General features: G+C 59.1%; 20 protein-coding genes. 4 read left to right on the top strand and 16 right to left on the bottom strand.

All coding sequences use genetic code 11. From position 1 onward, the window contains the following. Positions 1-12: 12 nt before the first annotated feature. The 13 genes from icmH to tssA all read right to left on the bottom strand — a co-directional run bounded on the left by icmH (position 13) and on the right by tssA (position 15138). Positions 13-882, bottom strand: a complete 870-nt coding sequence (gene icmH / locus RHM56_RS00480) for a type IVB secretion system protein IcmH/DotU (protein ID WP_322237438.1) — start codon at positions 880-882, stop codon at positions 13-15. A 5-nt stretch (positions 883-887) separates the two neighbouring features. After that, a complete protein-coding gene (gene tssK / locus RHM56_RS00475; RefSeq protein WP_322237434.1) occupies positions 888-2219 on the bottom strand; it encodes a type VI secretion system baseplate subunit TssK in 1332 nt (443 codons plus the stop codon). Between the two features lie 2 nt (positions 2220-2221). Continuing rightward, positions 2222-2719: a type VI secretion system lipoprotein TssJ gene (gene tssJ, locus RHM56_RS00470; protein ID WP_322237431.1), complete on the bottom strand. Its 498-nt coding sequence runs from the start codon at positions 2717-2719 to the stop codon at positions 2222-2224. A 5-nt stretch (positions 2720-2724) separates the two neighbouring features. Next, positions 2725-3924, bottom strand: a complete 1200-nt coding sequence (tagH, locus tag RHM56_RS00465; RefSeq protein WP_322237428.1) for a type VI secretion system-associated FHA domain protein TagH — start codon at positions 3922-3924, stop codon at positions 2725-2727. Between the two features lie 17 nt (positions 3925-3941). After that, complete coding sequence (locus RHM56_RS00460; RefSeq protein ID WP_019409412.1) at positions 3942-4082, bottom strand: hypothetical protein; 141 nt, start codon at positions 4080-4082, stop codon at positions 3942-3944. 85 nt (positions 4083-4167) lie between these two features. Continuing rightward, entirely contained in the window at positions 4168-5676 is a 1509-nt protein-coding gene (locus RHM56_RS00455; protein WP_322237423.1) for a sigma-54 interaction domain-containing protein, read from the bottom strand. A gap of 10 nt (positions 5677-5686) precedes the next feature. After that, the gene (gene tssH / locus RHM56_RS00450; protein WP_322237421.1) at positions 5687-8293 is read right to left on the bottom strand and encodes a type VI secretion system ATPase TssH; all 2607 of its coding nucleotides are present in this window, start codon (positions 8291-8293) and stop codon (positions 5687-5689) included. A 6-nt stretch (positions 8294-8299) separates the two neighbouring features. Continuing rightward, positions 8300-9307, bottom strand: a complete 1008-nt coding sequence (tssG, locus tag RHM56_RS00445) for a type VI secretion system baseplate subunit TssG (protein WP_322237418.1) — start codon at positions 9305-9307, stop codon at positions 8300-8302. Next, entirely contained in the window at positions 9271-11049 is a 1779-nt protein-coding gene (tssF, locus tag RHM56_RS00440; RefSeq protein WP_322237415.1) for a type VI secretion system baseplate subunit TssF, read from the bottom strand. The genes tssG and tssF overlap by 37 nt, the downstream gene beginning before the upstream one ends. 75 nt (positions 11050-11124) lie before the next feature. Beyond that, complete coding sequence (tssE, locus tag RHM56_RS00435) at positions 11125-11532, bottom strand: type VI secretion system baseplate subunit TssE (protein ID WP_322237413.1); 408 nt, start codon at positions 11530-11532, stop codon at positions 11125-11127. Positions 11533-11544: 12 nt separating this feature from the next. Continuing rightward, positions 11545-13020 (bottom strand): type VI secretion system contractile sheath large subunit, encoded by a 1476-nt coding sequence (gene tssC, locus RHM56_RS00430; protein ID WP_322237411.1) that lies wholly within the window; start codon positions 13018-13020, stop codon positions 11545-11547. 28 nt (positions 13021-13048) lie between these two features. Beyond that, complete coding sequence (tssB, locus tag RHM56_RS00425; protein WP_322237408.1) at positions 13049-13549, bottom strand: type VI secretion system contractile sheath small subunit; 501 nt, start codon at positions 13547-13549, stop codon at positions 13049-13051. A gap of 35 nt (positions 13550-13584) precedes the next feature. Beyond that, on the bottom strand, positions 13585-15138 hold the full coding sequence (gene tssA / locus RHM56_RS00420; RefSeq protein WP_322237406.1) for a type VI secretion system protein TssA: 1554 nt from the start codon (positions 15136-15138) through the stop codon (positions 13585-13587). A 414-nt stretch (positions 15139-15552) separates the two neighbouring features. Between tssA and RHM56_RS00415 the strand changes: the two genes are divergently transcribed. The 4 genes from RHM56_RS00415 to RHM56_RS00400 all read left to right on the top strand — a co-directional run bounded on the left by RHM56_RS00415 (position 15553) and on the right by RHM56_RS00400 (position 20701). Continuing rightward, the gene (locus RHM56_RS00415; protein ID WP_322237402.1) at positions 15553-15795 is read left to right on the top strand and encodes an exodeoxyribonuclease VII small subunit; all 243 of its coding nucleotides are present in this window, start codon (positions 15553-15555) and stop codon (positions 15793-15795) included. After that, positions 15792-16679, top strand: a complete 888-nt coding sequence (gene ispA / locus RHM56_RS00410) for a (2E,6E)-farnesyl diphosphate synthase (RefSeq protein ID WP_322237399.1) — start codon at positions 15792-15794, stop codon at positions 16677-16679. Before RHM56_RS00415 ends, ispA begins: the two co-directional genes overlap by 4 nt. A 131-nt stretch (positions 16680-16810) precedes the next feature. Then, the gene (gene dxs, locus RHM56_RS00405; RefSeq protein WP_322237396.1) at positions 16811-18709 is read left to right on the top strand and encodes a 1-deoxy-D-xylulose-5-phosphate synthase; all 1899 of its coding nucleotides are present in this window, start codon (positions 16811-16813) and stop codon (positions 18707-18709) included. A 114-nt stretch (positions 18710-18823) separates the two neighbouring features. Beyond that, positions 18824-20701 carry a TonB-dependent receptor domain-containing protein gene (locus RHM56_RS00400; protein ID WP_322237394.1) on the top strand — a complete coding sequence of 626 codons (1878 nt, stop codon included), beginning with the start codon at positions 18824-18826 and terminating at the stop codon, positions 20699-20701. A 56-nt stretch (positions 20702-20757) separates the two neighbouring features. On the opposite strand, the gene RHM56_RS00395 is transcribed toward RHM56_RS00400, so the two are convergent. From RHM56_RS00395 to ribA, 3 genes are read right to left on the bottom strand one after another with little or no spacing between them, the layout of a single operon-like run. After that, positions 20758-21561 carry a cobalamin-binding protein gene (locus RHM56_RS00395; protein ID WP_322237392.1) on the bottom strand — a complete coding sequence of 268 codons (804 nt, stop codon included), beginning with the start codon at positions 21559-21561 and terminating at the stop codon, positions 20758-20760. Next, positions 21561-21980, bottom strand: coding sequence for an MFS transporter (locus tag RHM56_RS00390; protein WP_322237389.1), 420 nt, complete (start codon positions 21978-21980; stop codon positions 21561-21563). Before RHM56_RS00390 ends, RHM56_RS00395 begins: the two co-directional genes overlap by 1 nt. After that, positions 21977-22594, bottom strand: a complete 618-nt coding sequence (gene ribA, locus RHM56_RS00385) for a GTP cyclohydrolase II (RefSeq protein WP_322237386.1) — start codon at positions 22592-22594, stop codon at positions 21977-21979. Before ribA ends, RHM56_RS00390 begins: the two co-directional genes overlap by 4 nt. Positions 22595-22773 lie beyond the last annotated feature (179 nt).

Genomic DNA, 22773 nt, shown 5'->3' with positions numbered 1-22773 from the left:
AGTTATTCCTATTTACACCTGCGGCCGGACAACCGGTGCGTCGAGCTGTTGATACGGTTGCAACACCGCCTCGCGCTGCTCGCCCAACACCCAGGCAAAGCCCGAAAACATGACGGTCAGACACCCGGCCGTGAACAGCCCCAACCACCACCCCGGCACGATGCGGGTCAGGCTGCTGGGGTGGGACTTGAGCCCTTGCCAGTGAGGGGACAGCTCGCGCGGAACATCGCCGCGCAAGTGCCGGATCTGCCGATACAGCCCGTCGCGAATGCTGTCGAGTTCCAGAATGCCGCGCTCCACGACCCGAAACTTGCCCTCAAATCCCAGGGCCAGGCACAGGTACACCAGCTCCAGAAGCGACAAGTTGTGAACCGGGTCTTTGCACAGTTGATCGAGCACGTTAAAAACCTTTTCGCCACCAAAGGTTTCGTTGTGAAAACCGCTCAGCAGACTGTTCTGTGACCAGTCGCTTTCCTTGCCCCAACCCGTTGTCACCACCGCCTCGTCGACCACCGTGCACAGCACGTAGCGCGCTTTCATCATCTGCTGGCTATCGACACCGTTGCACAGAGCGTTGACTTCGAACGCTTCCAGCGCGGCTTTAAGCACAGCGTGCAGGCCGACCAAGGTGACTGCGCTGGTGCTGTGCTTGATACGCACCACGTGCGACAGCACTTCACTGGCGGCGGCCACCAGCGGGTTGACGCTTACGCTGAACTTGTCCGCCGGTGCGACCCGGGCCGAATAAATCATGCGCTCTTCGAGCTGCTCGATTTTTGGCGGTGCCTGTACATCGGTCAGTGCATCCGTTTCAGATGCCTTGCCCGCACGGAATGCCATCACCGTGCGGTCATCGTTTGGATGTTGTGTATCCGTACTCATGGCGGTCAGTTCCTGATGGCCCAAAATTGCAGTTCAAGCGCTGAAAACTCACCCGACACGTGGAAGGCAAAACCACCGGAGCGTTCCAGTTGTGCCAGTTCTTCGTTGCCGAGTTCGAGAATGAAATAGGTTTTGTTGGAGTGAAACGGAATCTGCCGCGGCGCCACAGGCAACGGTTTGACCTTGAAGCCCGGCAAGTGCAGGTTGACCAGTTGGCGAATGTTTTCGACCGGCCCGATCTTGAGATGCGCCGGCAAGCGATGGCGCAACTCCTCGCTGTCGCAATGCGCATGAGCGGCCAATACAAACGAGGTGGTGGAGAGCAATGTGTGGTCGGTCAGCGGCGACACCAGAATCCCGTATTGACGGTTTTCCAACACCAGCTCGGTGGCGTGCTGTTCAAGCACCATCGACAGCACCTGGCGAATCGAGTCCATCAGTGAGCGAAAGCTTTGCCCCTGGTTGCTGTGCTGATAGGTGCTCTGCAACTGAGGACGTTTACTCTCGCTGCCAAAGGTCGCCAGATCGCCCAGCATCGCCAGCAACGCGCAGTACAACTCTTCAGGGTGCAGCTGTTCCAGGCTCAAATAGTGGCGCAACACCAGCTCTGTGCGATTGATCAGTTGGAGCATCATGAAATCACCGACCTCTGCCCCGCCGACCTTGCCATTGGAGCGAATGCGATCTGCCAGCGCGTCGCCCCGGTTGCTGATCATGCTGATGACTTCTTTGAGGCACGACAGCACATAGCCCGAAGCATGGGCGTGGATGAAGGTCGGAATGAATTGCTCATCGAGCCGGATCACGCCATCGGCGGTGGTGTCGAGGATATGGCACAGCTGCAATTTGACGCTGGCCTGATCGCTCTGTTGTTCACCCAGCAATAGACGAAAATCCGGGCGGGCACAGCTGACCTGGCTGCTGGAGTCATCACCGGCGTTGGAGTCGGACACGTTTATGTCGTGCGCGGTATAACGCGCCAGCACATCGGTCTGATCGCTGCGGCGGGTTTCGATGTGGTTGCCGGTGACCAGCGGTAACGCGAGGTACACCGCTGTGCTCGCCGTGTTGCGCGGCACATCCAGAACCAGCGGCTGGGTGTTGCCCCCCAATTCAAACAGGCTGCCATCGGGCAAGACACCCGACGCCTGGCTGATCACCAGTTTGCCCATGTTGAGAAATTGCACGTCGATCTCTAAACGCAGAAAACCCCAGGTGTAACGCCCCAGCAATTGGGTCCGGATTTTCATTTGATGGTCGTAGTAACGGTCGCTTTGCTGAAAGTGTTGCGGGCGCAGCAACATGCCCTCGCGCCAGATGACTTTGTGTGCATTCATGCTCAATCGTCCGCCTGCGCAAGTGCCCGGTTCGCGTTATGAATACCGGTCTGATCGAATATCAGGTGGGCCTCGGTCAGTTCGCCCGATGCCACCGGAACCACGTAGCGCCATTGCGTTTGCGGCAGGTCGCGGTAGGCCGCGAGCACGCCCACATAGCGGCTGCCCGGCTCGACGCTAAGCTTGAGCTCGACGGTTTCGCCGGGGCGCAGTTCCAGCTCTTCACTGGTGACCAGGTCTGGTGAAAGTGAGGCTTTTGGCCGCTCATAGAGGCTGAAAAAGTCGGCATTCTCAAAGGCAACCGGATGCTTGAGTTCCATCAAACGGATCACCAGAGGCGACGGGCGACCGTTCAGGTCGAGGTTGACCTGGTCGCTGGCGCTCAAGCCTAAGTCGAGCTTGGTGACGCTGGAGTACGGCGACAAGGCCGAACATCCGGTCAACAGCAGCACCATCAGCGCCAGCAAGGCGCGAAGGTAAAGGGGCGTACAACGCAACATGCGCATCATCCTTGGGGGTCATTGTGAAGGGTGGAAATCAACCGGACTTGCTCTTCGTAGGCTTGGGCAAAATCCCGGGCCAGCACGCGTTCACACCAGTCATCGTCTTGTTGCAAGGTCTGGTGATAACGGCTGAATGCTCGCCAGCGACTGGCGGACGTCGCGATCCACGGCCGGTAGCCATCGCGCTCGAAGCGCAAGGTCAGTTGCTGCGGGGAGAAGTGTTCAAGGCTGCTGCGAACGGCCACTCGACTGGCCCCCAGCAGCGCGACCTGATGCGCCTGCACATCGCGAAACGCTCGCCAGATCACCTGTTCTGCCGGCAGTTGGTGGGGCTTTTGTGGCGCCAGCAACAGGCCTAAGGCCTCAACCGCGTCATGGGTTGATTTGAGCGGATTTTGACGTGCGTCCGGGGCCACCGTGCGGGCCAGTCGCAGCTGGTTTTTGAGTTCACTGCGGGTCCACAGGCTTTGCTGCAAACCTGCAATGCTCTGTTTAAGCAGGCGAGCAGCCTTTAGCGCCAGCGCTTCTCGATCAGCCTGCGCCAGCGCCAGTACGTCAATGCCTAGCGCTGCACCGAACTGCCCCCAAAACGCATCGTCACGCGGTGCTTCAATGGCCGTTGCCTGGGTGGGCAACGGCGCCCGCGCGGCTTCAATCAGGTTCGGTACCAGAAGGTTTTCATAGTCAATTTGAGCGAAATCTGCCCGCTGCTCCCAGGTGGCGGGTTGCCGGTGCGGCACCTCGGGCTCATCCAGCACCGAAAACAGGATTTCGGGCAATTCAGCCCGATCGAGCGGGTCCAGCGTCAGAAAGGCGTCATCAGGAATGATGCTGCCCGCTGGCTGAGGGCGGCCAGCCTGCTCCAGCATCGCGTGCAGTTCGTGCTCCAGATGAGCACGGATCTGGAAGTCGCCGAGAAAGTACACATGGCCGTGCTCAATGCGCTGCACCTGGCCTTTGGTCAGGCAGGTTTTGGCGTGATTGAAACCGGTGCCGTTGTAGCTTCTGTCCGTGAAAAAAAATGACCCGTCCCGATAGCTGATTTCAGCGTGGTACTTGGATACATTTTTCGACTCATCAACCAGCGCCCACTCGCAATCTGCATTGCGCCCAATGATGCCGCCATGTTCGGTGAAGACTTTGCGCATCACCTGCGTAGCGTGCCGCGTTTGAGTATTGAGCAGGTCAAATACCAATTCCATATTGAGGCTCCTTGCGGTCACTTGCCGCGATTGACCGCTTGCGGATCACCCAATGGGCGATAGCTGTTGTCGTTAAATTTGTAATTGCCGCTACAGCCAGCCACGCCACCTGCAAGGGCGAAAGTCAGCAATACGGCGCACCAGAGACGAGCAGTCATCAAGGGAGTCTCCACGGGTTGGCCTGGTGCACGTTGCGATCCGTTGAGGGGCGCGCTGACACAGGCAAAAAGAATTGAAAGGGCATTACGACGCCCTCCTTTTTATGTCGTCCAAACTGATGTTCAGGCGCTCCAGGCGGTACAACAGCGTGCGGCGGGCCACGCCCAGTTCGTGGGCGGCCCGGGTTTGGTTGCCCGCGTTTTTGCGTAAACAATCGAGCAACAGTCCCCGCTCAACCTGCTCCATGCGTTCACGCAAACTGAGGCTGGCGGTTTTAGGGCAGGCATCGCTAGGCAATGAAAAGTGCTCTGCGTGTAGCTCGTCGCCGTCGCACAGCAACACCGCGCGCTCAACCAACCCCTTTAACTCACGCACGTTGCCGGGAAAGGCGTAGTTCGCCAGTTGGTTCAGCGCGCACTCGGACCACAGCACCGGCTTGCGCTGCAAAAACGCACAGGCGTGGGTCGCGAAATGCCGGGCCAGATCAAGGATGTCGCCCTCGCGCCGACGCAATGCCGGCAAGGCGATGGGAAACTGGGCGAGCCGGTAATACAGGTCTTCGCGAAACAGCCCCTGCCCCACCAGCATCTCCAGATCACGGTGGGTGGCGGCGATGATTCGCACGTCAATCTTGTGGGTGTCGTTGGAGCCCAGCGGGCGAATCTCGCCCTCTTGCAACACCCGCAGCAACTTGGCTTGCAGCGACAGCGGCATGTCACCGATTTCGTCCAGCAGCAGGGTTCCGCCGTTAGCCGAATCAAACAGTCCGATCCGGTCACGGCCTGCACCGGTAAAAGCGCCCTTGCGGTAGCCGAACAGCTCGCTTTCGAGCAACTCGGCGGGAAACGCCGCGCAGTTCTGCACAATGAACGGCTGGGCGCGACGAGGACCGCCGTCATGAATCGCCCGGGCCACGACTTCCTTGCCCGTGCCGGTTTCACCCAACAGCAATACCGTGTAAGCGCTGTGTACGACCTTGTTGATCAAATGACAGGCCTGGCGCATGGCGGCGCTGTTACCGATCAGCCCGGCAGCCCTGGCTCGCAGACCAGGCGGCATCACCGACTGCACACCCTGTTGCCGCAAGCGGATTTGCCCACACACAAAAGCGCCCAATGCCCCCAGCGACAGCGCATGCCCCGACAGTTCAATCGGCTCGCGACTGGCCGCCAGCAGCACGCCTTCAACGGCCTGTTGCGCGTTCAATAACGGCACGCACAACAGCGACCGCCACGGGACGCCCTGGGCGGGTAAAAAGCCGGTGTCGTGCAGGCCATCGTTGAGGTCAGTAATACTGATCACACGGTTTTGGCACACGGAAAATTGCAGCAGTTGTTCGCCCGTGTAATCGACGGTCAGCCCCTTCGCGTGCACCGGCTGCACGCGCCCCTCAAACCACTCGGCCGTGAGTTCAAGGTGCTTGTGAGTTGCATCGAGCACATACAACTGGCTCAACTCGCAAGCGCTTAGTTGCGCCGCCGCACGTGTGCACAGCCCGGCAACGGCAGCGACGTCAACACCACCAGCCACGCTGGCAAAATGTTGCAGCAACGACTCGGCATAGGGCAAAGGGTTGGCTACGTGGGTGAACATGTGCCCCACCTCAGGCAAACTCGCAGTGCACGCTGGCCTGCGAATCCAGCGTTGCATGCACGCGGGTGAGGGTTTGCGCGTTGGCCATTGCTTCAAGCAAACGATCGGCGATCAAGGGCAATACGTGAGTGTCGAGCAAGTAGTCGATAAGCCGCGCGCCGCTGTCGCTTTGGGTGCAGCGCTCGGCCAGGTGATCGACCAGACGCTGGCAATAGCTGAACGCCAGGTGTCGGCGTTGCAGACGCTGGCCCAGGCCTTGCAGCTTGATTTCGATCAGCTCACGCAATACCGACCCGCTGACCGGGTAGTACGGCACCACGCGCATGCGCGCCAGCAGTGCGGGTTTGAAGTGGTTGCTCAGTACCGGGCGGATGCTCTGTTCGAGCACCTCGGCACTCGGTCGCGCACCGTTCTCGCACAACGCATTAATGCGATCGCTGGCGAGGTTGGAGGTCATCAGGATCAACGTGTTGCGAAAGTCTATTTCGCGACCTTCGCCATCGTTGGCCACACCTTTATCGAAGATTTGATAGAACAGGTTGAGCACATCAGGGTCGGCTTTTTCGACCTCATCCAGCAGCACCACAGAGTACGGCTTTTGCCGCACCGCTTCGGTCAGCATGCCGCCTTCGCCGTAGCCGACGTAGCCGGGTGGCGCACCGATCAGGCGTGACACGGTGTGTTTTTCCTGGAACTCGGACATGTTGATGGTAGTGATAAAACGCTCACCGCCGTACAACAGGTCTGCCAGAGCCAGCGCGGTTTCGGTCTTGCCGACGCCACTCGGCCCGACCAGCAGAAAAACCCCCACCGGGGCATCCGGTTTGTTAAGGCCCGCGGCCGTGGCGCGCATTGAACGGTCCAGGGCATGAATGGCCTGTTCCTGGCCACGAATGCGGGTCTGCAAATCGACACCGAAACTGGCGACTTTGGCACTGTGCTCGCGGGCCAGTTGCGACACCGGCACGCCCGTCCAGGCACTGATGACCTCGGCCACCAGACGCGGGCACACTTCAAAACTGACCAGCCGCTCCTGGCTGTGAGCGTCGCTCAGAGCGCGATGGGTTTGATTGAGGTCGGCTTCCAGAGCGGGAACGCTTTGACTGTTTTCTGCACCCGTTTCTGGCGGGCTGATTTCACGCGCTTCGGCCAGTTGTTGACGCAATGCCAACAGACGCTCAGCCAATGTTCGTTGCTCAATCCAGCGGGCTTCCAGCGCCACCTGCTCACTTTGGGCCTCAAGCAGGCGTTCTTCCAGCGCGGCCAATTGCGCGTGGTCAATCCGCAACCCCGCTTCGGCATCACGGCGCATGGCTTGGCGTTGACGCCCGCCTTCGGCCAGTTCGCCGCGCAACTGCGCAAGCTTATCCGGGGCCGCAGCCAGGCTGATGCGCACGCGGGCGCACGCAGTGTCGAGCACATCGACCGCTTTGTCTGGCAGTTGACGCCCCGCCAGATAGCGAGCCGACAATTGCGCGGCAGCCACCACTGCGTCATCGCGCAGGTAAATGCCGTGGCTCTTTTCGTAGACGTGCGCCAACCCGCGCAGGATGGTGACGGCTTCATTGACGGTCGGCTCATGCAGCTGCACCGGCTGGAAGCGGCGGGCCAGCGCCGGGTCTTTCTCAATGTATTTTTTGTACTCACCCCACGTGGTTGCAGCAATAGTGCGCAACTCGCCACGGGCCAGCGCGGGTTTGAGCAGGTTGGCCGCATCCGAACCACCGGCATTGCCACCTGCCCCAATCAGGGTGTGGGCTTCATCGATAAACAGAATGATCGGGCTGGGAGACGCTTTGACTTCGTCGATCACGCCTTTCAGGCGGCGTTCAAACTCGCCTTTGACGCTGGCCCCCGCCTGTAACAGGCCCATGTCCAGCGAGAGCAATTGAACCCCGAGCAGCACCGGCGGCACTTCACCGGCGGCGATGCGCGAGGCCAGGCCCTCAACGATGGCGGTTTTACCCACCCCGGCCTCGCCCACGACGATCGGGTTGTTTTTGCGCCTGCGGGCCAGGATGTCGATCATCTGGCGAATCGCGTCGTCGCGGCACAGCACCGGGTCAAGCTTTCCAGCCCGCGCCTGCTCGGTCAGGTCGTGGGTGAAACGGTGCAACAGGGACTCGCCCTGCGCCGGGGATTGGCCATGGATGGGCTGTTCTTGCTGCGACAACGCGAAGCCTTTGAGGCGCTCGATGTCGAGTTTGGCCAACAGCGTTTGATAAGCACTCCCGGCATAACGCAACGGGTTGCGCAGTACAGCGAGGATCAGCGCGGCTTCCCCGATCTGGCTCTGCCCCAATTCGAGCGTGCAGACCAGCAAAGCGTCCTGTAACCACTGCACCAGTTGCGGCGCAAACACCGGGTTGCGCGATGAACTGTTTTCGCTGCGTGGCTGCAAGGCCGCGCTCAAGTGACCCGCATCGATTTGCGCATCCAGCAGCGCACGCGCCAGCAGCCCCTGCGGCCGGTCGAGCAATTGCAACAGCAGGTCTTCAACCAGCACCTGCTCTGCGCCACGTGCGACACAGCGCTCGGCACTGCCCTCAAGGTCACGCCGGGTGTCGGCGTCGAGTGCCTGTATCAGTTGTTGCAGGTCTACGTTGATCATGGCCATTGGTCCTTAATGTAATTTGCTGCCCAGAGTCACTACGCCGTCCGCGTGTTCGCGGCCCAGCCAACTGGTCCACCCAAGGCGACAGGCGTTGTGCTCGGCAATGCGCAACTCGCGGATTTCTTCGTGCCGCAACACCAGTCGAATGTCGTACTCCAGCGGGTCACGCAGGGTGAATCGCACCAGCGCACACAGCGGCTGATAACCCGTGCCAATCGGCAGAAGCTCATGAAATCGGTCCCAGCTCAGTTGCCGGATATGGATGCGAAACTTGCCGCTGCGGTCGCGTACGTGGGTGCCCAGCACCAGGCTTTCGTTCAGTTGATGATTGGCGCGCCCCAAACAGTTGCGCTGTTCTTGAAGCACCTCGACGCGGCGCTCAATGCACTGCTCAATCGTCAGTTCGGCGTGCTTGAAGTAGTAACGCAGCACGGACTCGATCAGGGCCGCCGAATGCGCACGCAAGCTCAACAAACCGAGGTAGGGCAGCAGGCGCTTCCAGTTCAGTTCCTTGGCATCACGGATGGTCTCGCCACCCAAACCGATCAAGGCAAATAGATGGCTGGAAAACGGGTCGATGGCGCCACTCTCAAAGCGCGCGCGATAACGGTATTTGCGCCAGATCGGCAGCATCAGTCGCTGCAGCCGATGGTTGAACAGGTTCAGAAACTGACGCGTCGGGTTGTCGCTGTCACAGTCACCCAGCGCCTGTTCGCCATAGAACGCAGGCAACGGCGAAGCCGAGCCCATCAGCCCAATAAGGTTTAAGCGCAGACGCGCACGGGCTTGGCCGTGCTCGACAAAGAACTCCACCGTGTCAACATCGCTGCCCGGAAACCCGAGGCTCGGGTTAGCCGCAAACTCCACGCAGTCGTAGAGTTCATCCTCCGAGAGATGCATGTTCGCGACACGCAGCCGGTCAACCACCAACTGCACCGCCTGAAACAGCGAGTACTCACGTATGCTCTTGGCCAACCCGCTTAAAGCAAGGGCTGCAACCCCATGCGAGGTGTCCATTGGTAGGTCTCTCCCTGTGTGCTGTTGACCCGCAGTTCGTGGTACGAATTGAGGCTGGCGTAAAGCGCGAAGAACTCGTTGAGCACCGAGGCAAAAACGAACAGATCGCCCTCTCCGATGTAACCTTGTGGATCTATCGTCAGCTCGGTGCGCAGGCCTCTTAGCGGCAAGCCCCGCAGGAGTCGGTCCACGTGCTCGTGGCGAATCGACTTGAGGCCGTTCAGCAGTTTTTTGCTGGCCCGCTCGGCGTGCTGGTCGTAGTAGCGCGGCAAGTCGTAGGTTTCGAGAATGACTTTCAGGGCATCCACGTTGGCCAGCGACAGGTAGTTGAGCGACATGTTGCTGATCAACTTCCAGAGGAAGTCGCGGGTGAGCGGCGGTGCATAGCTGGGCGTCACGGGCCCGATGTTGCGAAACACCAGAAACTCGGGCATCCCTTCACTGGGCAGGCAGATATCACCCTGGTTAAGGCGCCGGGGAAGGTTCTGGTTGGTGCAAGTCAGCTCAATCGACAGGGTTTCACTTGCCTCGGGCTGGCAGGTGTCAAAGCTGAGGTAGGTGTCGAGCCCCTCATGCAGCAGGGCCGAACGCTGGCGGACGCTGTAATGCGCCTGTTTGTTGAGCACATCAAAATTGGGGTCGTGTTCGAATGACTCGAACGGCACATAGGTCTGCGAGCCCTTGCCGTCGACACGCCAGCCGGTCACACCATCAACCGAAAATACCCCGCAATGCTCAAGCCCGAACTTTGAGGGCATCAGCAGATACTCGTCCTGCTTACCGTCCAGACGCACCGGCATCGCGTCGTGCTGGAACAGATTGACGATGGGCGTGCAGTAAAGCTTCACGTTATCCAGGGTCGGGCGCAGGCGCTGTGCGCTGCTATTGCGAATGTCGAAGCGCAACTCCAGCCCGCGAACCTGTTTGAGGGTGTCTTCGGGCAGGGTGGAAAGCCGCTCAAGGCCGTTGAGGTCAACAAACAGAAACTTGTCCTGAAAGGCGAAGTACTCCTGCAAATAGCGATACCCGCGAAAGGTATTCAGCGGGTACGGGATCAGCGCTTCATCTTCAGCGAAACCCACTGGCTGAATGCAGTTGGGGGCCAGGGTGAACGCCAGGCTGTCGCTTTCCAGGACGTTGCCTTCGCCATCCAAAGGCACCACCTCGACGTTGTGCAGGTGGCGCAGTAATCCGAGATAAAGCATTTGGCTGATGTAACGCTCACCCGACAGATGCAAGCGCAGGCGGCTCAACGCCAACTCGCCGAGATGACCGCCGCAGGTCATGTTCAGGCGCAGGCTCAGCATGGCGCCTGAACCGTTCAACGAGTGTTTCAGTTCAACCAGTTGCAGCGGCAAGACGTCTGTCGGGTAACAGGTTCTGAACTGGCAACTCACGCCCTCGATGGGCTTGCTCGCCACACGGGTTTCGCGTTCAACGCGCAACGCAGGCCCTGGACGGTCCAGGGGGTCAAATTGCAGCATGCTGAACGCAGGCAGTGGCCGCATGTAGTTGGGCCACAGCAAGTGCATCAACGAGTGCGTGAGCTCGGGCAGTCCATCATCGAGCTTTTGACGCAGGCGCCCCGTCAAGAATGCGAACCCTTCGAGCAGCCGTTCGACATCCGGATCACGCCCCGCCTGCCCCAAAAACGGGGCCAACGCGGGGTTACGCTCGGCGAAACGACTCCCCAACTGACGCAATGCAGTGAGTTCGCTTTGGTAAAAATGATTAAAGGACACGGCGCTACCTGTTAATTGTCGACGGCATCAAATGCGGGAAAGCAGCAGGGAAGTTGGGCACGACCATCGCGCGGTCTAGCGCACCTTGACCTGGCCACCGCCATCGAGGTGCGCGGTGAAGCTGACCTGACGCTTGGACCCTTCCACTTCCAGCCACCCTTGCAGACTGAAAGCGAGACGCAACAAATCGTCGTCATTGGGCAAGAAGATGACCTGCACCTGACTCAGGCGCGGTTCATAGCGCTCTATAAATTCTTCAATGGCCTTGCGCGCCTGTGTAAGCGCGTCATGCAGACTCAAACGCATGTTGTTAAGGTCGGGGAGCCCATAGTCGGGCAGCGTTTGCACGCTGCCCGCACGGGTGCTGAGCATTTTGGCCAAGTGAGCAGCCACGGACGCCTGCGCGCTGGCTTCCCGACTCCAGCCGAGGCGTTGATCCGCCTCCCCGCCCAATCGCTCAAAAAGGCTGCCGTATGCCGCCATGCCCAGCTCCCGTTACTCTTTGTCCAGCTTGCCAACAAGCGACAAGGTGAAGTTAGCGCCCATGTACTTGAAGTGCGGTCGTACGTTGAGGTTGACGCGGTACCAGCCGGGTTCGCCTTCGACGTCACTGACGACGATTTGCGCAGAGCGCAGGGGGCGAAGGCCACGGATTTCGGCGCTAGGGTTTTCCTGATCGGCTATGTACTGGCGAATCCACTTGTTGAGTTCAATCTCAAGGTCGGAGCGCTCTTTCCACGACCCCAACTGCTCGCGCTGCAAAACCTTCAGGTAATGCGCCAGGCGATTGATGATCATCATGTAAGGCAGTTGTGAGCCGAGCTTGTAGTTCAGCTCTGCGTTTTTGCCTTCGGCGCTGTTGCCGAAGAACTTCGGCTTTTGCACGGAGTTAGCCGAGAAGAACGCGGCGTTGTCGCTGCCTTTGCGCATGGTCAGGGAAATGAAACCTTCCTCGGCCAGTTCGTATTCGCGACGGTCAGACACCAGCACTTCGGTCGGAATTTTAGTTTCGATTTCGCCCATGCTTTCGAAGTGGTGCAGCGGCAAGTCTTCAACCGCGCCGCCGCTTTGTGGGCCGATGATGTTCGGGCACCAGCGGAACTTGGCAAAGCTGTCGGTCAGCCTGGAGGCGAACGTGTAGGCGGTGTTGCCCCACAGGTAATGCTCGTGGCTGTTGGCGACGGTTTCTTTGTACACGAAGGATTTGACCGGGTTTTCTTCCGGGTCGTACGGGCTGCGCAGCAAAAAACGCGGCACGGTCAACGCCATGTAGCGCGAGTCTTCGGACTCCCGAAAGCTCTGCCACTTGGCAAATTGCGGCCCGGAGAAATGGTCTTTCAGGTCTTTCAGATTGGGCATGCCGGTGAAGCTGTCGAGCCCGAAGAATTTGGGGCCGGCCGATGCCACAAACGGGGCATGGGACATGCACGCAACGCTCGACACGTATTGCATGAGTTTCACGTCAGGCGAGCTTGGGGTCATGAAGTAGTTGGCGATAATCGCGCCTACCGGCTCACCACCGAACTGGCCGTACTCAGCGGTATAGATGTGTTTGTAGAGGCCGGACTGCATGACTTCTGGCGAGTCTTCAAAATCTTCCAGCAGGTCTTCTTTCGAGACGTTGAGGATTTCGATCTTGATGTTTTCGCGGAAGTTGGTGCGATCAACCAGCAATTGCAAACCACGCCACGCCGACTCCATGGACTGGAACGTCGGGTGGTGAAGGATTTCGTCCATCTGGTGGCTGAGCTTGGCATCAATCTCGGCGATCATGCGATCGACCATGGCCTTCTTGACCGGCTCACCCTGGTTTTGTGGTTTCAGCAGTTCTTCGATAAAGGCCGCCACACCCCGCTTGGCAATGCCATAGGCGTCGTCGTCGGGCGTTAGTCGGGTTTGCGCAATGATGTCGTCAAGGACGCTGTATGCGGTGCTTTTATCGTCTTGTTGCTGTGCGGCATGGGTGCTCATTGTGTGACTTCCTTTACTGATGGGGGGCTCAAACGTCCAATGCCGGAAGCAAATCCAGCTCGCTCAGTATTCGAGCGCGCGAGACGTCGTCGGCCAGTACGCCTTCAATCGCCTTGCGAAAGCTCGGGGCGTTGCCCAGCGGGCCTTTGAGCGCAACCAAGGCATCACGCAGCTCCATCAGTTTTTTCAGTTCGGGGATTTGCTCAACCAGGCTCGCCGGGTTGAAGTCCTTCATCGCATTGACGCGCAACGCAATTGCCAGCTCATAGGTGCTGTCCTCGCCCTGCAAGCGGTTGGGCACGCTCAAGGTCAGTTCCAGCCCTTGCTTGGAAAGCACCTCGTCAAAGGTCATTTTGTCGATGGAAATTGGCTTGCGGTCCTCAAGCTTGCGTTCGTCAAAACGATGGATGTAGTCACCCAGCACCAGCAGCTTCAACGGCAGTTCGATTTCTTCTTGAGCGCCGCCAGTAGCGGGTTTGAACGTAATGTTGATCCGTTCCTTGGGGGCTACCGAGCTTTCTTTGGCCATGACGTTTTTTCCTTGCGTGTGTGTGGCCCTAAGGCCTATTCGAGTACCACTTCAAGATCGAGGTGGCACAACCTGCGATACATCTCGTCCTTGCGCTCTCGCACTTCGTGGTTTTGCGGCAGCAGCTCGCAGCAGCGATGCAAAAGGCGCAAAACTTCCAGTACCAGATCCGGTTCCCAGGTCTGTAACCCGGAGCGATGAAGCACTTCGTCGAGCATTTCGAGCTGGGTCCTCGCGAGCTCGTATTTCTTGGCCTGGAAGCACAATCGGGCGAGGGCCAGTTGCCAGAAAAAACGCAACCGTTCCCCGTGAGCAAGGATCAATCCACGCTTGATCAACTGCACGGCTGGCTTGAAACCACTGACACGAAACACCTCTTGCGCCTCTTCGAGGGCAACCTCCCAGGCGGGTAATGCGGTGTCTGATTCGACCCTGTCCGGCTCGCTTCGGGTGAGGTGAGGCATGACCTGGGCGGTGATCCAGGCCCGGGTCTGCTGGTCGGCAAACGGCACGTTGTCGCTGAAACGAAGGTCCACAAGGTTCGGCGAACGCTGAAGCAGCAAGGCAAATTGAAGCTCCACTTCACGCATCGCCAGCTCGGCCTTCAAGCCGCTCAGGCACTCCCAGACCATGCGCTGGCCGTCGAACCAAAACGGGGCCTTGGCCAGGCTGGCTTCAAGGTCCACCACCAGATCGGCAAATTGGCCCTGCTCGAATCGCTCTCTGTAGCGTTTAAGCCTGTCGACCGGGACCCCGCGCAGAGGCGTGATCTGTTCAGCATTACGCTCGGGAGCGGTGTCGATCGCCAGCCAGGTCAGGGTGCGATTCAGGCGTAATGCACGCAGGTCCGTCGCCTTTTGCTTTAACCACCAGATACACAGTGCCCGCGCGCTGTCTTGCTGCTGGCGTAACGCTTTGAGGGCATCTTTTTCGCTGTAGATGACCGCATTGGGCTCCATCAACTGCGTGGCAACGTGCTTGACCTGCGCCACCGCCGACGCAATCACGCCTGTTTCGGGCTGGCTGTCTACTGCACGCTGGACCATTCGGGTCAGGCGACGGCAGATCGGTAGCAATAAAGGCACGTCATCGCCCAAATACTTGGCCAGCGTGCTCTCCAGCTCCATCAGCAATTGGACCATGTGCCGAAAAAGCGGCAGTTGCTCTTTGATCGGGATGTTTTCGTTCAGCGCCCGGTCCAGGCGCCCCACCAGCCAACTGATAGCGGCGGTACGGGTACGCAATTTGAGCGGGTGAATGTGCGCCCACTGTTCGGTACACAGGTGATGCAACAAACCCAGACCTGCCAGCAACCCTGCAAAAGACTCGCGCTGAAAAAGCGCCCATGTCAGCCAGACGGCGGCGCGCAGGTCCTTGGACTGATCGCGCAACATGGCCTCGCTTTGCTCATGAACAACGAACCAGTCGATCTGGTTGTTTTCGGTCATGGAATACGCTTTGCCTATCTCGCGCTCAAGGGCTTCGAACTCATTCGAGAAGCGCACGTCGTTACCGGCAAAGCTGTCTTTGAAAACAGGGGCTTTGGCCAAGGCAATCAGATGGGCAAACAATTTGCTGGAGTACGTCATGACGGCCTGCACCCCAATGTGCAAGGCCGCACAAACGCTTTATAGGCATAAAAAGAACATGTCACTGCGCATTACCGAGTCCATTCAAGTGACGAGACCATAAGTGATCGAACAAAGGAAAAATGTCAGACGCTTCCTCAATCCGAAGAGAAAAGTCCTCACCTAAAACAGCCCGAAAAAACACACTCCGTTTGAGTGTTAATAAGCCAAGTAATGCACTCGCTTATCCCCTGCCGATGAAGCGGGTATCGATTCAGAAGGGGTTGGTTCAACAATCGTTATCACGTGTCGACAAAAACCATGCACTAAACAGATTTGCCCCACACGCAGGTGGGTTAAACAGCCCCTCGATTTGCCCCAAAACCCGCTGTCTGCTAGTGTCAGCCGGTTTTAACGCCTACCGAGAACGCTGCCATGGCCCGCAAAAAAGCTTCCCTGGATTTCGAGCAGTCCCTTGCTGACCTGCAAACGCTGGTTGAGCGCCTGGAAAACGGCGAACTGTCACTGGAAGACTCACTGACCGCCTTCGAACAAGGCATTCGCCTGACCCGTGACTGTCAGGGAGCACTGGCTCAAGCGGAGCAGAAAGTTCAAATCCTGCTTGAGCGTGATGGAGAGATCGCGCAAGAGCCCTTTGATGCGGAACAGCCAGAATGATTGATGCCTACCAAACCAGCAGCCAGGCCCGCGTCAACGCGGCTCTTGAGCGCTTGTTTGCAGCTCCCGCGCCGGAGTTGGCCCGTCTTTACGAGGCCATGCGCTATAGCGTGATGAATGGTGGCAAACGCGTTCGGCCGTTGTTGGCCTATGCCGCCTGCGAAGCCCTGGGCAGTGCGCCCGAGCAGGCCAACGGCGCGGCCTGTGCGGTGGAGCTGATCCACGCCTATTCGCTGGTGCATGATGATTTGCCCGCAATGGACGATGATGATCTGCGACGCGGCCAACCAACGACCCACAAGGCGTTCGATGAAGCGTGCGCAATTTTGGCGGGCGATGGCCTGCAAAGCCTGGCCTTCAGCGCCCTGCTCGACCCCACCCTCAATACCCTGGATGCCGAAACGCGCTTGCGCATGGTGACGGCCCTGGCCTTCGCAGCAGGCCCGGCAGGGATGGTGGGCGGACAAGCGATTGATCTGGGCTCCGTCGGGCTCAAGCTGGATCAAACCGCGCTGGAATACATGCACCGGCACAAGACCGGCGCCCTGATAGAAGCCAGCGTGCAACTGGGGGCTCTGGCCAGCGGTTGTGCACAACCGGCTGACTTGCAGGCGCTGAGTGTCTATGCGCGGGCCATTGGTCTGGCGTTTCAGGTTCAGGACGACATTCTGGATGTTGAAAGTGACACCGCCACCCTGGGCAAGCGCCAAGGGGCTGACGTTGCACGCGATAAACCTACCTACCCGGCACTGATGGGGCTGGAGCAAGCCAAACGCTATGCCCTGGAGCTGCGCGATCAGGCGCTCGCTGCCCTGCGACCTTTTGATGCAGCGGCAGAGCCCTTGAGAGAATTGGCGCGTTATATCGTGGAACGCCGCCACTAAGCCTGTTGCAAGCGATTATTTCGCACAGCAAGTAATGCCAAGGTCTGACTAAGGAATACCAGACTGCGTGGGCAGCTTACGTTCGTTAAGGTAAACTGCCGCCTCTTTCTATACCTATAACGATTCGCCTGATGCCAACGACGTTTCAAGAGATTCCCCGCAAGCGCCCAACTACGCCCCTGCTCGACCGAGCGGGCACGCCTGTTGGCCTGCGCCGTTTAGCGGAAGCCGAGCTGGAAACCCTGGCCGATGAATTGCGCCTGGAATTGCTCTATACCGTTGGCCAGACAGGCGGGCATTTTGGTGCCGGTCTTGGGGTCATTGAGCTGACCATCGCGTTGCACTACGTGTTTGACACCCCGGATGACCGGCTGGTGTGGGACGTGGGTCATCAGGCGTATCCGCACAAGATCCTCACCGGCCGTCGCGACCAGATGGCAACACTGCGCCAGAAGGACGGCGTTGCGGCATTCCCGCGCCGCGCCGAGAGCGAGTACGACACCTTTGGCGTCGGCCATTCCAGCACCTCGATCAGCGCCGCCTTGGGCATGGCCATTGCGGCCCGCCTGCAAAACAGCGAGCGCAAGGCCATCGCGGTGATTGGCGACGGCGCACTGACCGCAGGCATGGCCTTTGAGGCGCTGAACCACGCGCCCGAAGTGAATGCCAACATGCTGGTGATCCTTAACGACAACGACATGTCGATTTCGCGCAATGTCGGTGGATTGTCCAATTACCTGGCCAAAATCCTGTCGAGCCGCACCTACGCCAGCATGCGCGAAGGCAGTAAAAAAGTACTGTCGCGCCTGCCCGGTGCCTGGGAAATTGCCCGCCGCACCGAAGAATACGCCAAAGGCATGCTGGTGCCCGGCACCCTGTTCGAAGAGCTGGGCTGGAACTACATCGGGCCCATTGATGGCCACGACCTGCCGACCCTGATCGCGACGCTGCGCAACATGCGTGACCTCAAAGGCCCGCAGTTCCTGCATATCGTGACTAAAAAGGGCAAAGGCTTTGCCCCGGCCGAAGCCGACCCGATTGGCTACCACGCGATTACCAAGCTTGAGCCACTGGATGCGCCAAAAGTCGCACCCAAAGTATCGAGTGGGCCGAAGTACTCCGCGGTGTTTGGCGACTGGCTGTGTGACATGGCCGCAGAAGATCAACGCTTGGTGGGTATTACGCCAGCGATGAAAGAAGGCTCGGACCTGATCAAGTTCAGTGAGCGCTTCCCATCGCGTTACTTCGACGTTGCGATTGCCGAGCAGCACGCCGTCACCTTTGCTGCGGGCATGGCCTGCGAAGGTTCAAAACCGGTTGTCGCGATTTATTCGACGTTCTTGCAGCGTGGTTACGACCAACTGGTGCATGACGTTGCCGTGCAAAACCTGGACGTGCTGTTCGCCATCGACCGTGCCGGTCTGGTGGGCGAAGACGGCCCGACCCACGCAGGCAGCTTCGACCTGTCTTTCCTGCGCTGCATCCCGGGCATGGTCATCATGACTCCGAGCGATGAGAACGAATTGCGCAAAATGCTCACCACCGGCCATCTGTACAACGGTCCGGCAGCGGTGCGCTACCCGCGCGGCACAGGCCCGAATGCGCCAATCGAGAAAACCCTTGAGCCGCTGGAAATCGGCAAAGGGGTGATTCGTCGTCAAGGCAGCAACGTGGCGATGCTGGTGTTTGGCGTGCAATTGGCTGAAGCCCTGCAGGTTGCGGAAAAAATCGACGCCACCGTGGTCGACATGCGTTTTGTGAAGCCAATGGACGAAGCGCTGGTACGCGAAATGGCTGACAGCCATGCGTTGCTGGTGACCCTTGAAGAGAACGCCATCATGGGCGGTGCAGGCGCGGCGGTCAGTGAGTTCCTGGCCCGTGAAAACGTGCTCAAGTCGGTGCTGCATCTGGGCTTGCCGGACGTCTACGTCGAACACGCCAAGCCGAGCCAGATGCTGGCTGAATGCGGTCTGGATGCGGCCGGCATTGAAGCGTCGGTGCGCCAGCGCATGCAATTGCTGGGATTATAAAAACAGCACTGTAGTCGCTGCCACAGGCTGCGAAGGGTTGCATAGCAACCCGTTTCTCGAAGACCCTGCGGTCCTTATCGCAGCCTGCGGCAGCGACTACAGAGTTCGGACCCCATGAAACACTTCGCACTGTTACTCGGACTTATCCCCGCCAGCCCTTTATTGGCCGACACCCTTGAGCGCGAAGATGCGCTCAAACTCCCGCAAACATTGATCACCGGCAGCCGCCAGGTTGAAGCGCGCGCAGACAGCAGCAGCGCCAATACGGTGTTCACCCGCGACGACATCGACCGCCTGCAACCCACCAGCCTCACCGACCTGCTAAGCCGGGTGCCAGGCGTGCAAGTGGCCAGCAGTGGCGGGAGCGGTTCTTTGCCGGGCATTTATATTCGCGGGACCAAATCGGCACAAAGCCTGGTGCTGGTCGACGGCCAGCGCATGGCCAATGCCACGTCGGCCGACAGCAACCTGCAATACCTGAACATCGATCAGATTGAGCGCGTGGAAGTACTGCGCGGCGCTCGTTCGGCGATCTACGGCAGCGATGCGATTGGCGGGGTGATTCAGGTTTTCACCCGCCGTGGCGCCGACCAGCCGCCGCAGTTGCGTTTACACAGCGCAGTGGGCAGTTATGGCAGCACAGAAAACAGCCTCGGCGTGTCGGGTGGCGATGCGCAAACCCGCTACAACCTGAGCGGCAGCCTGGAAAGCACGGCGGGCATTAATCGTACCCACGCATCCTTCCCCAGCGACAACGACCATGACGCGTACCGCAACACGTCCTTGAGCCTGAACCTCAGTCATTTCTTGAGCGACGATCTTGAAGTCGGCCTGACGGCAATCAAGAACACCGGCAAAACCGAGTTCGACAACCCGTTTGGACGCTGGGACCCCGACACGATGAGCGTCAGTGGTCAGCAGCCCTACAGCGATTTCGATATCAGCAGTGTCGGCAGTTTTATCGACGCGCAACTGACGGACCACTGGAACTCACGTCTGGAGTTGGGCCACAGCGAAAACCGCGAAAAGACCCGCGACAAGCTCAGCGCTGACATTTATAGCTTCAACACCTATCGCGAGTCATTGAACTGGCAAAACAACCTGACGCTGAACGAGCAGAACAGCCTGATTCTGGGGGCTGATGCCTACGAAGACAGGGTGCGCAGCAGCACCGTTTTCGATGAAGACAGCCGTTGGAATCGTGCCGCGTTTGTTCAACACCGCTTTCATGGCGACTCATTTTCGACCGAGATCGGCCTGCGCCACGATCAGAACCAGCAGTTCGGCAGCCACAACACCTGGAGCGCCAGCCTGACGCGGCCCTTGAACAGTGACAACGACGTGTTGCTGTCTTACAGCGAAGGGTTTCGGGCGCCAACGTTCAACGATTTGTACTACCCGAACTACAGCAATCCAAACCTTAAACCTGAGTCTTCCAAGACCTACGAAGTGCAATGGCGCAGCCAGTTGAGCGACGCCAGCCGACTGGAAACGTCGCTTTATCGCACCGATATTCGTGACGCGATTGTGGCCGACGCTGACTTTATCCCGCAGAACATCGGCGCGGCGCGGATCACAGGGTTCGAAAGTGCTTTGCGCCAGGAATGGTTCGGCTGGCAGAGCAGCCTGGGCGTTGCGATGATCGACCCGCGAGACCGCGACACGGGCCATACCTTGAGCCGCCGGGCACGCCGAACGTTGAGCCTGGATCTGGATCGCCAGTTCGACCTGTTCGGTGTCGGCGCCACGTGGCAAGCGGTGAGCAGCAGCTTTAATGACGAAGACAACACGCAAGCGATTGGCGGATATGGACTGCTGGGGCTTCGCGGCAACTGGGAAGCCAGCTCAGAAGTCCGGCTCGATTTGAAGGTCGATAACCTGCTGGACAAGACCTTCACCCGCGCGTTGTACAGCTATGACGGCAACTATTACGGCTATCGCGAAGCGCGACGCTCGGTGCAGTTGGCTGTTACTTGGACGCCTACTTTTTAATCTCAACATTCAAAAAACGGGGCTGCTGCGTAGCCCATTGCAGCCTTCGGCAGCGGCTACAGGGGTTCGGTGTTTTTCAGTTGCTCACACAGCTTGCCTGTCGCTTCCAGCATCTGCCCGCTCGGGCGTTCCAGACCTTTGTCGTTCAGTAACAACAAGCGCCCATGCTTGACCGCATCGATCTGCGGCCAGGCTTTCCAGGCGTCCAGTTGACCCTGGGTTCCGGCAATGATCACGTCGGGATTACGCTGCAACACGGCCTCGATGCTGACCTGTGGCGCAGGCAGTTTTAAATCAGCAAACACATTGCTCGCCCCGCACACCGCCAGTGCGTCACTGATGATTTGCCCGCCGCCAAGGGTGTACAACGGCTGATCCCAGACCTGATAAAACACCCGCAGTGGTTTTTCGCGCGCGTACTGCTCACGCAGTTGGGCCAGACGTTGACGCAGTTGCCCGGCCAGTTCATGCCCACGTTGCGGGCGCCCCAAGGCATCCGCCAAGGCTTGGACCTGGTCAGCCAGTTGATCGAGACTTTTCGGTTCAGCGCTGTAGGTCGGGATGTTGAGGCGACGCAACTGTTCGCGCTGTGCAACGCCAACACTGCCGGGCCAGAGCAAGATCAAGTCGGGTTGCAAGCTGAGTAAGCGCTCCATGTCCAACTGCCCATAACGGCCTACAGACGGTACGGCGGCGAGTTCAGGCGAAGATTCGCCAGCATCGAGACGACCGACCAACAGATCGGCAGCCCCCAACTCGACCACTGTTTCAGTCAAGGACGGCGCCAGGCTGATAACGCGGGGGGCGGCCATGCAGGGCAGGCCCACGGCCAGCAGCAAGACCGCCAGCCAGAGGCGCATCAGCCCACCTGACGCGGGACGCGGTACAGGTAAAACAGCACCAGCGTGGAGAGGGTCAGCAGACACAACGGCACACCTTCGAGCCCGACAAAGACCGCCAGCGCCGCGATCCAGGTCGGCAAGCCAGCGACCAGCAAGGCCGTGCGGCGAACACGCGTCAGTTCAGCCCAGGCAGTGGGTTCTTGCGGGGTATCAAGGGCTTTTTGCAGGGCGATCAGGCCGTGTTTGTAAGGACCGAAAAAGCGCAGGGTGACAAACATCGAGGCCACGCCAGCGATAAACAACGGCATGGCCAGTGTCGGCAGTAACGGCTCAGACGTGCCAAAGACAAGAGTGACCAGCAACAAGGGCAGCAGCGTCAGGAACAACTGCTGCCACCAACTGAAGCTCAGGCGGCGACGGATTTGCCCCCGGGTCACGCCGGATCAGCCTCGCTTTGGTGCTGATTGCCCATCATGTGCCCGAGTTTGTTGGCTTTGGTCGCCAGATACAGTTTGTTGTGCGGGTTGTGCCCCGTGTGCAGCGGCACGCGCTCAGCCACGGTGATGCCCATGTCGGTCAAGGCTTTGACCTTGCGCGGGTTGTTGGTCATCAGACGCAACGACTTCACACCCAGATGTTCGAGCATTGGCAGGCAGATCGCGTAATCACGCTGATCGGCCGCAAAGCCCAGACGCTCGTTGGCTTCAACCGTGTCGGCGCCACCATCTTGCAGCTCGTAAGCGCGGACTTTGTTCAGCAAACCAATGCCGCGTCCTTCCTGACGCAGGTACAGCAGCACGCCACGGCCTTCGCGGGCGATGGCCTGCAAGGCGGCTTCGAGTTGCGAGCCGCAGTCACAGCGCTGGCTGAACAAGGCATCGCCGGTCAGGCATTCGGAATGCACTCGCCCCAATACAGGAGCGCCATCCGCCACGTCGCCCAAACTGAGCACAACGTGTTCACGACCCGTGGCTTTCTCGAGGAAGCCATGCATGGTGAATTCGGCAAAGGGGGTGGGTAACTTGCAAGCGGCAACGAAAACGACGGGCACCGTGTGCTCCTGATCAGTGTGAGGACTGGAGATTCGCAGAGGCGGCATTGTAACAGGAGGTTCCTACAGACGCTTAGGCTGAATTATCGGAGATAAAGATCAAAAAGTTTGATGGCTCTGCGCACGATTCCGTAGCAGCTGCCGCAGGCTGCGTCCGGCGGCGCAGCCGTCGTAAAGTC

The organism is Pseudomonas sp. CCC3.1 (genome assembly GCF_034347405.1).
GTDB lineage: Bacteria > Pseudomonadota > Gammaproteobacteria > Pseudomonadales > Pseudomonadaceae > Aquipseudomonas.
The sequence above is the reverse complement of the archived record's forward strand: the minus strand, read 5'-3'. Positions and strand labels throughout refer to the sequence as shown.

Excerpts from the sequence above, each read along its gene's own strand:
- tssE (WP_322237413.1), bottom strand. The coding sequence starts at position 11,532 with ATGGCGGCATACGGCAGCCTTTTTGAGCGATTGGGCGGGGAGGCGGAT.
- RHM56_RS00395 (WP_322237392.1), bottom strand. The coding sequence starts at position 21,561 with ATGCGCCTCTGGCTGGCGGTCTTGCTGCTGGCCGTGGGCCTGCCCTGC.
- RHM56_RS00400 (WP_322237394.1), top strand. The coding sequence starts at position 18,824 with ATGAAACACTTCGCACTGTTACTCGGACTTATCCCCGCCAGCCCTTTA.
- icmH (WP_322237438.1), bottom strand. The coding sequence starts at position 882 with ATGAGTACGGATACACAACATCCAAACGATGACCGCACGGTGATGGCA.
- tssA (WP_322237406.1), bottom strand. The coding sequence starts at position 15,138 with ATGACGTACTCCAGCAAATTGTTTGCCCATCTGATTGCCTTGGCCAAA.
- tssB (WP_322237408.1), bottom strand. The coding sequence starts at position 13,549 with ATGGCCAAAGAAAGCTCGGTAGCCCCCAAGGAACGGATCAACATTACG.
- dxs (WP_322237396.1), top strand. The coding sequence starts at position 16,811 with ATGCCAACGACGTTTCAAGAGATTCCCCGCAAGCGCCCAACTACGCCC.
- tssJ (WP_322237431.1), bottom strand. The coding sequence starts at position 2,719 with ATGTTGCGTTGTACGCCCCTTTACCTTCGCGCCTTGCTGGCGCTGATG.
- tssG (WP_322237418.1), bottom strand. The coding sequence starts at position 9,307 with ATGGACACCTCGCATGGGGTTGCAGCCCTTGCTTTAAGCGGGTTGGCC.
- tssC (WP_322237411.1), bottom strand. The coding sequence starts at position 13,020 with ATGAGCACCCATGCCGCACAGCAACAAGACGATAAAAGCACCGCATAC.
- RHM56_RS00415 (WP_322237402.1), top strand. The coding sequence starts at position 15,553 with ATGGCCCGCAAAAAAGCTTCCCTGGATTTCGAGCAGTCCCTTGCTGAC.
- tssH (WP_322237421.1), bottom strand. The coding sequence starts at position 8,293 with ATGGCCATGATCAACGTAGACCTGCAACAACTGATACAGGCACTCGAC.
- RHM56_RS00460 (WP_019409412.1), bottom strand. The coding sequence starts at position 4,082 with ATGACTGCTCGTCTCTGGTGCGCCGTATTGCTGACTTTCGCCCTTGCA.
- tagH (WP_322237428.1), bottom strand. The coding sequence starts at position 3,924 with ATGGAATTGGTATTTGACCTGCTCAATACTCAAACGCGGCACGCTACG.
- RHM56_RS00455 (WP_322237423.1), bottom strand. The coding sequence starts at position 5,676 with ATGTTCACCCACGTAGCCAACCCTTTGCCCTATGCCGAGTCGTTGCTG.
- ispA (WP_322237399.1), top strand. The coding sequence starts at position 15,792 with ATGATTGATGCCTACCAAACCAGCAGCCAGGCCCGCGTCAACGCGGCT.
- tssK (WP_322237434.1), bottom strand. The coding sequence starts at position 2,219 with ATGAATGCACACAAAGTCATCTGGCGCGAGGGCATGTTGCTGCGCCCG.